The sequence below is a fragment of the Nocardioides sp. genome (assembly GCF_034670285.1).
GTDB lineage: Bacteria > Actinomycetota > Actinomycetes > Propionibacteriales > Nocardioidaceae > Nocardioides.
In genome coordinates this window covers 1-11,879 of sequence record NZ_JAXMNS010000063.1, presented here as the reverse complement: position 1 = coordinate 11,879, position 11,879 = coordinate 1, and the positions used below count along the sequence as shown (strand labels likewise).

General features: G+C 70.6%; 14 protein-coding genes. 6 read left to right on the top strand and 8 right to left on the bottom strand.

Annotated elements, in window-relative coordinates:
- On the top strand, positions 1-366 hold a 366-nt coding region (locus VOI19_RS04990), incomplete at its 5' end, for an RNase A-like domain-containing protein (RefSeq protein WP_323791853.1).
- Positions 367-381: 15 nt separating this feature from the next.
- A complete protein-coding gene (locus VOI19_RS04985) occupies positions 382-669 on the top strand; it encodes a contact-dependent growth inhibition system immunity protein (protein ID WP_323791852.1) in 288 nt (95 codons plus the stop codon).
- A gap of 1 nt (position 670) precedes the next feature.
- Here VOI19_RS04985 and VOI19_RS04980 read toward each other — a convergent pair whose 3' ends face one another.
- Positions 671-865, bottom strand: a complete 195-nt coding sequence (locus VOI19_RS04980) for a hypothetical protein (RefSeq protein WP_323791851.1) — start codon at positions 863-865, stop codon at positions 671-673.
- A gap of 28 nt (positions 866-893) precedes the next feature.
- Here VOI19_RS04980 and VOI19_RS04975 point away from each other — a divergent pair, with 28 nt between their 5' ends.
- Complete coding sequence (locus VOI19_RS04975) at positions 894-1,514, top strand: hypothetical protein (protein WP_323791850.1); 621 nt, start codon at positions 894-896, stop codon at positions 1,512-1,514.
- Between the two features lie 9 nt (positions 1,515-1,523).
- On the opposite strand, the gene VOI19_RS04970 is transcribed toward VOI19_RS04975, so the two are convergent.
- From VOI19_RS04970 to VOI19_RS04955, 4 genes are all read right to left on the bottom strand, one after another.
- The gene (locus VOI19_RS04970; protein WP_323791849.1) at positions 1,524-1,925 is read right to left on the bottom strand and encodes a type II toxin-antitoxin system VapC family toxin; all 402 of its coding nucleotides are present in this window, start codon (positions 1,923-1,925) and stop codon (positions 1,524-1,526) included.
- Positions 1,922-2,074, bottom strand: a complete 153-nt coding sequence (locus VOI19_RS04965) for a hypothetical protein (protein WP_323791848.1) — start codon at positions 2,072-2,074, stop codon at positions 1,922-1,924. Before VOI19_RS04965 ends, VOI19_RS04970 begins: the two co-directional genes overlap by 4 nt.
- A gap of 113 nt (positions 2,075-2,187) precedes the next feature.
- Entirely contained in the window at positions 2,188-4,782 is a 2,595-nt protein-coding gene (locus VOI19_RS04960; RefSeq protein WP_323791847.1) for a class F sortase, read from the bottom strand.
- Between the two features lie 176 nt (positions 4,783-4,958).
- Positions 4,959-5,576, bottom strand: coding sequence for a nuclease-related domain-containing protein (locus tag VOI19_RS04955; RefSeq protein ID WP_323791846.1), 618 nt, complete (start codon positions 5,574-5,576; stop codon positions 4,959-4,961).
- A 125-nt stretch (positions 5,577-5,701) separates the two neighbouring features.
- Here VOI19_RS04955 and VOI19_RS04950 point away from each other — a divergent pair, with 125 nt between their 5' ends.
- Together VOI19_RS04950 and VOI19_RS04945 are read left to right on the top strand one after the other, a co-directional pair.
- Complete coding sequence (locus VOI19_RS04950) at positions 5,702-6,589, top strand: DUF1295 domain-containing protein (RefSeq protein WP_323791845.1); 888 nt, start codon at positions 5,702-5,704, stop codon at positions 6,587-6,589.
- A complete protein-coding gene (locus VOI19_RS04945) occupies positions 6,586-7,719 on the top strand; it encodes an FAD-dependent oxidoreductase (RefSeq protein ID WP_323791844.1) in 1,134 nt (377 codons plus the stop codon). Before VOI19_RS04950 ends, VOI19_RS04945 begins: the two co-directional genes overlap by 4 nt.
- Here VOI19_RS04945 and VOI19_RS04940 read toward each other — a convergent pair.
- Positions 7,716-8,921 carry a T3SS (YopN, CesT) and YbjN peptide-binding chaperone 1 gene (locus VOI19_RS04940; protein ID WP_323791843.1) on the bottom strand — a complete coding sequence of 402 codons (1,206 nt, stop codon included), beginning with the start codon at positions 8,919-8,921 and terminating at the stop codon, positions 7,716-7,718. The two genes, VOI19_RS04945 and VOI19_RS04940, sit on opposite strands and share 4 nt — an antisense overlap.
- Before the next feature lie 408 nt (positions 8,922-9,329).
- On the bottom strand, positions 9,330-10,202 hold the full coding sequence (locus tag VOI19_RS04935) for a bile acid:sodium symporter family protein (RefSeq protein ID WP_323791842.1): 873 nt from the start codon (positions 10,200-10,202) through the stop codon (positions 9,330-9,332).
- A 133-nt stretch (positions 10,203-10,335) separates the two neighbouring features.
- Between VOI19_RS04935 and VOI19_RS04930 the strand changes: the two genes are divergently transcribed.
- On the top strand, positions 10,336-11,013 hold the full coding sequence (locus tag VOI19_RS04930) for a hypothetical protein (protein ID WP_323791841.1): 678 nt from the start codon (positions 10,336-10,338) through the stop codon (positions 11,011-11,013).
- A 13-nt stretch (positions 11,014-11,026) separates the two neighbouring features.
- Here the strand turns inward: VOI19_RS04930 and VOI19_RS04925 are convergent.
- Positions 11,027-11,879 (bottom strand): FAD-binding oxidoreductase (locus VOI19_RS04925; protein ID WP_323791840.1); only part of this gene is annotated, 853 nt, incomplete at its 5' end.

Genomic DNA, 11,879 nt, shown 5'->3' with positions numbered 1-11,879 from the left:
TCGCTCAAGGCACACGAGGGCGGGGCGCTGAAGGGTCACACGATGGAAAGGCACGTCGGCAAGTCGGACGACTACCTGCGGCACCGGCTGCGCACCGAACGAAAGACGGAAGTGTCTACCTTCACGGACGAAGCGGCTGCTGAACGCAGCATCGACGTCTTGATGACGGCGACAGCGGACCGCCTAGACCACTTTTTGAGGGGGAACAAGCAGGCCACGGAGTTCCAGGCTCCGGTCAGCAATCCCGGGCGCGTGATGTCGAGTTCTGGCGCGGTGACTGAGGGAACGGGAGCGCGGATCCTGCTCAGAAAGGACCCTTCAATGCCCGAGGGCTATCGGATCATCACGGCTTTCGTTGTGCCGTGAGAGAGGATGCGACTCGTGGAAGACTCCGAACTTCAGCACCTGATGGGCGCCTACTATCACGAGGATTTCGAGACCCTCTGGAGCGGACTTGAGCTATACCTTCAGGACGACCCGCCCGAAGACCAGCGCCGGCTGCTGGCCGAGATCTCCGTAGTACTCGCAGACACCTCGCGCACTGACGCCGAGATCGGCGCCTTTCTTCACGGACTCGGCTGTTACGCGCTCATCGACGACGAGCCCGGCGGCTACCGCGGGTGGCTCGAGGAGATCGCGCGCCGCGTGCGCGCGCACCTCGGCGACTGAGCTAGCGGGACTCCCGCTCGGCCTCAGCGAAGCGCTCGTGCAGACGCGCCCGCACCTGCTCGGGCGTGAGGTTCGCCCGCTGGCGTTCGTCGCGCGCAATGATGATGCCCGTAGCGGCGACCCCGGCGAGGCCGGCGACCCCCAGCAGCTTCCACACGCCCAGCTTCATCTGTGCTCCATCCTGATCCTCGATCACCGCGACCCCTCCCGGAGGACCCGCCTCGATGCATCCGTACTCCCGCGACCGGCTGTCGCTCGACGCGGCGGCCGACCTCACTCGCACCGGCGACCTGTGGCTGTTTCGCGGCCCTTCCGTCGCTGATCACGCTATCCGGGTGCTGACCAACGCGCCGATCAACCACGTCGGCATGGCGATCGTCATCGATGACCTGCCGCCGCTGATGTGGCACGCCGAGCTGGGCAAGGGACTGCTCGACGTGTGGTCCGGCGACCACCACCGCGGCGTCCAGCTGCACGACCTGCGCGAGGCCGTGACCCAGTGGACCGGCCGCTACGAGCAGCACGCCTGGCTTCGACAGCTCTCCCCCGCCGTGACCCACGAGATGGAGAGCGCCGCGCTCCAGACCGTCGCTCGCCTCAACGGCACCCCGTTCCCCGCGACCGCAGCCCTCGCCGGTCGTTGGGTCCGAGGTCGGGCCCGCCGACAGGCCAGCGTGGAGATGACCTACTGCGCCGAGGTGGTCGCCTCGACCTACCAGGCCATGGGCCTGCTCGGGTCGAAGCGGCCGACCAACTACTACGATCCCGGCAAGTTCTGGTCCGGCGACGACCTGGACCTCGAGCTCAGCGCCACGTTGGGCGAAGAAATCGAGGTCCACGTCTGAGCGGTGTGCTCACGTGGCGGGTCCGAGGTTGAACGTGCACCGCGGACCGGGTGCCCGAGCCAACCTCGCGTCGAGCGTCACCAGCGGAACGGCCGCGGCCTCCGCCAGTGCGACGGACCACGCGTCGTAGGCGGAGACGGCTTCGCCCAGCTCCCACACCCGCGCGGCCATCGGGGCGAAGTCGACCAAGGTGATCGGCCACGCCAGGAGGCCACGCACGGCCTCTGAACCCTCGGCCTCGGTGAGCGCGCCCGCTGCCACCAGGCGCCGTACAGCCTGGGTCACCTCGACTGGCAGGAGATGTGGGGCGAGCATCGCTTCATCCCGCAGCCGTTCCGCGGCCCAGGAACCAACCGCTGAAGCATCCGTCAGGACAGCGACGACCACCGATGCATCGACGACACAGGTCACCGGCGCTCGCCGTGCACGGCGTCGAGGATCTGAGCGGTCGAGAGGGCTGTGCCGCGCCGCACCACGACATCACGGAGACGGTCGAACCACTCCTCCTGCGCTTCGGACTCCCCGAGCACGACCAGCTCACGCAGCAAGAACTGCTGCATCGACTGCCCTGCCCCTCCGCGCTCGTGCAGCAAGGAGATCGCGCGTCTCGTCGGGGACGTCTCGGATGGTGATCGAGGCCATGCTTGCGTTATGCATGCACTTCGTAGTGCAGTCACTGATGTACCTCCTCCGCGGTCACGACCAGGTTGTCGGCGTAGTGGAAGCCGCTCGAGTTCCGCTGGCGGTTGGTGCAGGTGACCAGGTGCAGCACGTGCCGTCCGGTGGTGCGCAGCAGTCGCGCCGGCACGCCCTGGGCGCGCGCGAACCGTTGCACCCGTCGTACGACGAAGCGGTGGGTCTCCCCCGATGCGTCGGTCCACCGGACGTCGTCGCCGACCCGCACGTCGCGCAGCCGCCACAGGGCTCCCGGACGGTCGCGACGGTCGGAGACGTGGCCGGAGATCACGCTCGAGCCGGTGCGGTCATCGGGCGCCGCCGTCGAGGAGAGCCAGCCGACCCGATCGGTGTCGTTGGGGACGGCCATCGTGTCGCCGTCGAGCCCGACGTTGCTGATCCCGGCGCGGATCCCGACCCGGGGGATGCTGAGACTCGCTCCCGTCGTGGTGCGCCCACGCAGCGCGGGGCTCTTCGGAGCGACGTAGCGCTCGTCGAGATGGCGCGGGACAGCGTGACGTGCAGGGCGGTCGAGGTCCGCGGTCGAAATGGCGAAGCCGGACGGGATCTCCGGCACGACCGGGAGCACGGGCCGGGTCACCAAGGACGTCTCGCTGACCAGCCCCGGAGGCGTGCGCGTCGGCTCGGTCGCCGGCGTGCCGGGCACCTGCTCGGAGTAGGTGTAGCAACCGGCGGTCGTCACCCGGGACCAACGGGTGCGGTAGCGACCGTTGCCCTGCGCCGCGAGCTCACCTCGATCGGCGACCGGGGCGTCACTCCAGTCGAGTCGACGACACGACGCCCCACGCGGCGCGATCGGCCCGTGCAGCCACCAGCGCACCTCCACGCGATCGTCCGAGCGGAGGCCGCGCAGCCGCACGGTGTCGCGAAGGCGATCGCCGACCACGGCCCGCTGGTCGGAGACGACGGTGGTCACGACCGGCGTACGACGTCGTACGCGCACGGTCTCGAGCACGAGCCCCGGCGGGCTCACGGCCTCGGTGCTCACAGCAGTCGGCCTGACCGTCACGGAGTAGGTGTGGCAACCGGCAGCCGCCAAGGTGGTGTCCGGCGTGCGATAGGTGCCGTCGCCGGCGACCGGCAGGGTCCCCCGGTCGGCGATCGGTGCGCCCACCCAGCGAACCTCACGGCACGACCCGTCCACCTCGCGTCGTGGTCCGTGCAGCTTCCAGACCAGGTCGGTGACGGTGTCTTCCAAGCCGGTGATCTCGATCCGGTCGTGCACGACGTCGCCCACCTCGCCCCGTCGCAGCGACGCCTCGGTGCTCACGTCGGGCCTCAACGGCTCGACGACCGTCGTCTCCTCCACGATCCCGCAGCGCGTGGTGAGCGGCTCGGTGTAGCGATCACCACGGAAGTGCTGAACCCACGTGTAGTAGCCCACCTCGTCCACGACGACCGCTGGCGTGGTGAACGTGCCGTTGCGGTCGACGTCGAACGTCACCCGCCCGACCCTGGTCTCGTCGGTGCAGTCGGTGGCACCCGGCCACAGGTCGAACGGACCGTGGAGCGTCGCGACGACCGTGCGGTCGTAGCCCTCCGGCAGACCCGACACCGTCACGACGTCGTGGATCTCGGCGCCGGGCTCGACCACCGGGTCCGAGGTGACCGTGGTCACCTGCGGCAGCGCCTTCTTGATCGTGGTGCGCTCCGTGGCCACGGCCTTGGCGCGGTTGTCCTGGGCGATCCAGCCCCGCTGGACGCCGACGGCCCGTGCCGTGGCCCCACCGTGGGTGCGCCAGGACCGCTGGCGGTAGAGGAGTCCGTCGGAGTCGGGACCCGAGACCCGGGCCCGGATCCGGTAGCGACCGGTGTCATCGGGGCGCACCTTCAGCCGCGCGCCGGGCGCGGTGGTGATCGAGCGAGGGCACTCGATCGGCCCGCGGCACCGCAGTCGCACCCTCGCGCCGTGCACCTGGTGCCCCGCCGCGCTCATGACCTTCACCCGGTAGGCGCGGGTGCGCCCGAGTCGCATCGGACCACCCGAGGTGCGCTTCAGGCTCACCGTCCACGGCCCGTACGAGCGCGACGCCTCGCGCCAGATCGTCCGGGCCAGGTCGAGGACCTGACCGCCGAGACCGCCGACCGGTGGGCGCACGCGCTCCCCCACCTCGAGCCCCTCGGGATAGACCACGAGGCCGCCCGGGCGGGTCCCGTCGCTCATCACCTCGCGCACGATCAGAGCGATGGCGGCGTCGCGCTCGTCGCTGCCGGTGGAGCCTCGGCCGGCCCAGGTGGAGATCACGTAGTTGAGGGCCGCCACCTCGTCGGGTCCCACGCGCTCACCTAGCTGGTTGACCAGGCGTTCGGTCGAGATCCGATCGGCCTTCGCCGGGAGCCGGGAGTCGTAGAGGTAGTCGATGCAGAAGAAGATCCGACCGTCGGGCGCACGATAGGTGCCGATCCAGGTGAGGGCGGTGCCGCGGGCGGTCGGGTAGCGCAGGCAGACGCCGTTGACGAGGTTGGGATCGACGCCTCGGCAGTCGTCCTTGGCAACCCTGGTCGCGGCGGCCGCGGGCGGCGGACCGCCGGGCGGGGCGACGACGAGCACGAGGGCGGCCAGCAGCAGCACGAGAGCTGTGACAGCCGAAAGGACCCGGCGGTGGGGCGAGCGGGACGAGGGACGTGGGCGATTAGGGAGAAGGCGCATGCCCCACACCGTCGCCGCGCAAGGGCGTGGCTAAAACCCGCGATTCGCAGCCTGTGGATGGGAGCGTGAATCGACTGCAAGAAGTGGTACTGGTGGCCTCAGCCGAGGTTGGTGACCGAGCGCGCTCCGAGCCACGAGCGGGGACGACGGTGCGCCGGCACGACCACGTTGGTGACGCCGGCCGCGGCAGCCTCCTCGGCGCGAGCGGCTTCGGCCAGGGCGGCCTGCTTGGCCTTCTCGGCCTGCTCGGCGCGTTCGAGTCCGACGTAGAGGACGCCGAGGACACCTACGGCTTCCTCGCCCTGGAGGACCTTGGGAAGCGAATTGATGACGGCCGGGAGGTCGGCCTCCTCGCAACGCCTCACGCCTTCGAAGTCGACCGTGGCCGCGTCGACGTCCTCGACCACGTGCACCGCGTGCACGTAGGAGTGGGGAAGACCGGGCACCAGCCTTGAGAGGGCCGCTGCCGCGCTGAGAGCTGCTGCCGGGGAGTCACCCTTCACGATCGCGACCAGGCCAGCCGGACCGACGACGACGTGGTCGATCGTGGAGCCGGCGCGCGTGGGCCACGCGACGCCGTCCAGGACGCGCCAACGACGCGACAACCGGGCGAGCACGTCTCCGGGCTCGTCGGTCTGGTCAGCCTGGTCGGTCGTGCCGAACAGGTTGAGGACGTTGGTGTGGCGCATGGCTGGAGCCAGCTGATCAGTCGTCATGTGTATCCCTCCGATCAGTCCGTACCCGATGCGGAGACCTCGATGCACTGCAGGTTTCAACTGCCTAGTCCAGTCCATATTTAAGGACCGCTCCCATCGCGCCGTCAGATCGCTACGGTCGGACTGTGACCACGACCACGTCCCTGTCCAAGAACGCCTCCCTCGTCCGCGTCGCACTGGCCTACGCCGTCGCTCTCGCGGTGGCGGCACTGTGGCTCGCCCTCGGACCTTCGACCGACGCGCTCTGGCTCGACGTGCTGATCGCCGACCTCCTCGCGACGCTGGTCATCTTCGGCTTCAGCAGGGCGCACGGGAACTCCAGCTTCTACGACGCCTACTGGAGCGTCGTACCGCCGCTGCTGCTGGCCTACTGGTGGCTCCAGAGCGACGGGGTCGAGGGCGCACGCGCCTGGTTGTTGATGGTGGTGGTGCTGCTGTGGGCGGTGCGGCTGACCGCCAACTGGGCCTACGCCTGGCCGGGGCTGCACCACGAGGACTGGCGCTACCCGCTGCTGCGCGAGCGCGCCGGCCGCTTCGACGCGGTGGTGGACCTCTTCGCCATCCACCTGATTCCCACGCTCCAGGTGTTCCTGGGCTGCCTGCCGATGTATGTCGTCGCCACCCGCTCGGGTCGCGACCTCGGTGTGCTCGACGTCGTCGCGTTCCTCGTCGGCCTCGGCGCGGTGGCGCTCGAGCTGGTGGCCGACGTGCAGATGCACCGCTTCGTGCGCGAGCGTCAGCCCGGCCAGGTGATGGACCGTGGCCTGTGGGGCTGGTCGCGCCACCCCAACTACTTCGGCGAGCTCGCGTTCTGGATCTCGGTCGCTCTCTTCGGGCTCGCGGCAGCCCCGGGCGAGTGGTGGTGGATCTTCGTCGGCGTGCTCGCGATGCTGGCGATGTTCCTCGGTGCCAGCATCCCGATGATGGAGCAGCGCAGCCTCGCGCGGCGCCCGCAGTACCAGGACGTGATCGACCGGGTGCCGATGCTCGTCCCGAGGCCTCCTCGGTCGTGAGCCCTCGAGCGAGCAAGCCCCGGGTCGTCGTGGCCGGGCTCGGCGACAGCGGACTGCTGGCGGCGGTGCACCTGGCGCGCTCGTCGGCGGTCGGCGAGGTCGTCGGGGTGTCGTCGCAGCAGGCACTGGTCAGCGGCCAGGAGCTCGGCACGCGCCTGGCGCGCCCCGACGAGTGGGCGCGCGACTACTGGATCTCGCTCGACCGCTTCCGAGGGCTCGATCGGGTGCGGCGCGTCCACGCCAGCCTGACCGGCCTCGACGTCGCGGCGCGCACCGTGTCGTTCACCGGGGCCGATGGTTCGGTTCGCACCGAGTCGTACGACGTGCTGGTCGTCGCGACCGGCGTGACCAACGGCTTCTGGCGCCGCCCCGACCTGCGCTCCCCCGACGAGGTCGGCGACGAGCTCGCCGCGGCCCACGACCAGCTCGGCCGGGCTCGGTCGATCGCGGTGGTCGGGGGTGGCGCCGCAGCGGTGAGCAGCGCGCTCAACCTGGCTCAGGCCTGGCCGGAGTCGACGGTGGGCCTCTACTTCCCCGGCGAGCGAGCGCTGCCGACCCACCACCACCGCGTGTGGCGCCGGGTGGAGCGGCGCCTGGCCGAGGCCGGGGTCGAGCTGCACGCCGGTCATCGCGCCATCGTGCCGGACGGGTTCGCGTGCGACGCGATCACTGATGCTCCGGTCGCGTGGAGCACCGGTCAGCCCGAGGCCAGGGCCGACGCCGTGCTCTGGGCGATCGGCAAGGTACGCCCCAACACCGGTTGGCTGCCCGACGAGCTGCTGGACGAGCACGGCTTCGTGCGGGTCGACCCGCAGCTGAGGGTGCCGGGCGCTCCTGGCGTGTGGGCCGTCGGTGACGTGGCCGCCACCGACCCGTTGCGCAGCTCGGCACGCAACCGCGCCGACAAGCTGATCGCCCGCAACATCCGCGCCTCGCTCGCCGGCCGCCGGTTGCGCTCCTACGAGCCGCCGCGACGGCGCTGGGGGTCGGTGCTGGGGGTGCAGCCCGACGGCCTCGAGGTCTTCGCAGCCAACGGTCGCGCCTTCCGCTTCCCCGCCTGGACGATCACCTCGGTGCTGCAGCCGTGGATCGTGCGCCGCGGCATCTACGGCGGCGTCCGCCGCCGCTAGGCTGACCAGCCGAGGTCCAACGACTCCTGGTCGGGCAGCTCCTCCAGGAGCGGCTCCTGCACGGAGCGTCGCGGCGCGGACGACATCGGCCGTGCCGGCTGCGGGCCGTCGGACACCAGCCGCAGCGCCTGGCGCAGCGCGGTGAGCACGCGCTCCTCGGGGAGGTCGCCGCACGACTGTCGGCCGCTGCGGATCCGCACGATCTGACGGATGATCTCGAGGCGGTCGTCGTCGAAGAGTCCGGCCACCGTCGAGGGCCGCACCCGATCGAGGTGAAGCAGCTCGAGCAGTCCGGTGAGGACGACGTCGCGCTCGTCCTCGACCGGCGGCGACTCGGCGAAGAGGTGGCCCCCCACCCGGGCCACGAGGTCGCGGGCGACCTGGTCGACCTCCTCGGAGAAGCGCATGACCAGGGCCCGCAGTCCGAGGGCCGTGAACGGCAGCGCCATCATCTCGTGGGTCATCACCACGTGGGCGTCGCGCAGCGCGAACTTCCACAACGGGTGCGCCTCGTTGAGCAGCACCAGCTCCTGGGCGAGCCGGTCGAGTCGCTCCGGACTGAGCACGATCTCGGCGTACAGCTCGATGCACGGACGCGACTCCAGGACCCGGACGAAGAGCACGCTGCCGCCGGAGACCACGGGCAGGTCACCGTCCCCGTCGGGCTCGATGTCGGGGAAGAGGTCGGTCATCACGGCCTCGACCATCTGACGCAGGTGGGTCGGCGACGCGGGGACGCCCTCGAGGTCGACGGGTTCCTCCGGCGACTCCACCACCGCGACGGTCTCGGAGGGCTCGGAGGGCTCGGCTGGCGACTGAGCGTCGAGCTCCAGCCCCTCGGCGTCGAGGAAGCTCGGGTGGAGCACACCGAAGACTTCGCGCAGCGTTCGGACCACGACGTCTGCGGCCTGGTCGGCGAAGCGCTGGTCAAAGGTCTGCAGCCAGCCCGCCTCGTCCCAGTCCTCCCACCCGAGGGCTTCGAAGCCGGGAGCGTCGGACGGACGGCCCACCGTCTCGACGTAGACCTCCTCGCCACAGATCACCTCGATGGAACGCTCCTGGCGGGCGCGGTCACGCGCATGGCTGGGCGCGACGAGCAAGACGTCGTCGTGCGGCATGCCTGCGATGTGGTCGGCCAGCCGGCCTCGGAACCCGACCCACGCCGCCTGAGTGGCGACGTCCAGCTTGGTGCTCTCGCTCATCCTCAACCCCTGTCTCATGTCCAACAGGTCTGACGTTAGGGGTGACCACCGACAGTGCTGCTGTGAGCGCCGCCACTGAATTTCAGACACGCCGAGGTCCCCATCAGCAGGTCCGTAGAATCAGTGGTCGAAATCAGCAGACCGACGACAGGAGCCGCGATGAAGTGGTGGAAGAAGCTTGTGAGTGCCAGCCCCTCCCCTGGCGCCGGATCCGGCCGAGGCGGAGCCCTCGGCACGCCGAGTCCGCTCCCGGACGAAGCTCCCCCGGCGATGGACCAGGAGACCAACTGGGTCGTCAGCGGCGGCGGGGTCGTCGGTTCGGACGACGAATCGCGCGCCTAGTCATCACACCTGGCGAACCGCGCAGGAACCGGCGCCGGCTCCTCGCTGACGGGCACGAGCGGCCACTCACCGCGCCACACGGGACGGCGTACGACGGCGGGTGATCAGGAAGCCGAACGCGGTGGCCAGGACGTACATCAGGACCGAGTAGACGGCCGCCGGGATGGCGACCTCGGTGCTGTCGAGCACGCTCAGCGCGATGGTGAGCGCGATGGTGGTGTTGTGGATGCCGACCTCCATCGAGCTGGCGATGGCCTGCGGCTCGTCGAGGCGCATCACCCGGGCGCCCGCGTAGCCCAGGGAGAGGCTGAGGAAGCAGAAGAGTCCGGTCACGAGGCCGACCTGCTGGATGTAGCCGCCGATGTTGTCGCGCTCCCCCAGGAGCGCGCCGACCGCGACGACGACCAGCACCACGATCGAGAACACGCGAACCGGGCGGTCGGCCCGGGCAGCGAAGGCCTCCGAGCGGTCGCGCACCACCATCCCGATGACCACCGGCACGATCACGATCGCCATCACCTGCAGCACCTTGCCGACCTGGAGGCCGAGCTCGCCCTCGGCGTCGAAGTAGGTGATCGCGACGTTGGTGATCAGCGGGATGGTGAAGGCGGCGAGCACCGAGTTGATTGCGGTGAGCGAGACGTTGAGGGCGACGTCGCCTCGGAAGAGGTGGCTGAACAGGTTGGCGGTCGTGCCACCGGGCGAGGCGGCCAGGAGCATGACCCCAACGGCCAGGAGCGGCTCGAGGTCGAAGGCCAGGACGAGCCCGAAGGCGATGACCGGAAGCACCAGCACCTGCAGCACCAGGGCGGTGGCGACCGCGCGCGGCGTCCGGGCCACGCGTCGGAAGTCGGCAGGGGTGAGCGAGAGCCCGAGGCCGAACATGATGATCGCGAGCGCGATCGGTAGGCCGATGCTGATCAGTGCCGAGTCATTCATCGCGTCTCCCTCGCTGTGTCGTCGCCGGCGCGACGGGGCTCAGTCAAGCAGGAGATCGCGAAGGGAGCCGCTCTTCGTCGAGCCCGTTCGATATCGCCTCGCTTCGGTCCCGAGCGGCGTAGCGTCGTGAGGCATGACGCGCACTCCCGCTCCTGGCCCCGCCCGTCTCGCCGCCGCGCTCGGCTCCGCGGTCCTGCTGGTCGGCGGGTGCTCCGCGGACGACTCGGCCGACCCTGACGGCTCCGACGACCCGGTCGCGCCCACCGCGACGGTCACGGTCACCGAGACGGTGACGACGACACCGGTCACCGTCGATGACGCCGGGGCCGCGCGGGCGTTCTTCGACGCCGTCGTACAAGGAGATCGCACGGCCGCCGAAGCGGTTGCCACCGACGAAGCGGTCGCGTTCTTCGACCCCTACGACGGTGCCGGCGACTACACCCTCAGCGGCCCCGACGACGACGGGATCTTCTTCATCTCCCCCGGCGCCGCGCCCTTCCAGTGCCTCGTCAGCGGCGGGGTCGTGCAGGGCTGCGAGGACGAGCCGCAGGGCGACGAGCCGCTCAGCAACGCCGAGGCAGCGCGGGCATTCTTCGACGCCATCGTGGACGGCGACCGGACGGCGGCTGAGGCGGTCGCCCTGGAACAGCCGGTGGCGTTCTTCGACCCCTACGACGGTGCCGGCGACTACACGTTCAGCGGTCCCGACGAGAACGGGATCTTCTTCATCTCCCCCGGCGCTGCGCCCTTCCAGTGCGTCGTGGAGGACGGGTTCGTGGTGGAGTGCCTCGACGAGCCGCAGGGCCCCTGAGCGCAGGCTGCGCTCAACCGGCGCCGAGACGGCTCTCCGGCCGCAGGTCGTCGTCGAGCGGTTCACCGTCCACGGCAGCGGCCAGGCGCCGTCCCAGCCCGGGCGCCTGCTTGTAGAGGTTGTGGCCGACGGGGAAGAGCACGCCGTCCGCTTCCCACACGCCCAGGCCGTCGTCGCCCCAGGGCAGCGGAGTCACCCAGCAGTGCCTGACGTCCACGGGGTCGGGGTCGAGTCCGGGCAGAGCGCGGCGCACGTAGTCGGCCGCTCGGCTCGCCAGCTCTTCAAGGCCGGCCTCGGCGGTGAGACTGCCGTCGTCGCGAGCGCCCGTCGTCTGGCTCAGCCCGACGCCGTACGACGCGTTGTCAGGCGCCGCGGCGGCGTACACGCCGGTCTCGCCGAAGACACCGCTGGAGTCCTGCAGGGTGGACAGGGTCTGCGGAGGCGTGCCGCGGACGGCGAAGGTCAGCCGCACGTGCGCCGCCTGCTCCACCGGGAGCGAGAGCCCCATCGTGCGGGCCAGGGCCGCCGTGCCGCGACCGGCGCACACCACGACGCGGCGGTAGTGGTCGGTGCGTCCTCCGCTGCGCACCTCGACGCCGTCCGAGGTCGGGCGCACCGAGAGCACCTCGTCGGCGACGAGGCGGTCTCCGAGCGCGCCGGTGAGGGCGTCGACGGCGGCCGTCGTACGGATCGAGCCGCCACGGACGTCGAGCATGGCCGGGCCGTCGAAGTCGGCCAGCAGCGGCACTCGTGCAGCCAGCTCGGCGGCGTCGATCCGTCGGGCGTCGACGCCGGCGTCGAGCAACAGCGGCAGCTGGCTCTCGATCGACTCCCCGATCGCGACGGCGCCGTCGTCGGGGACGAGC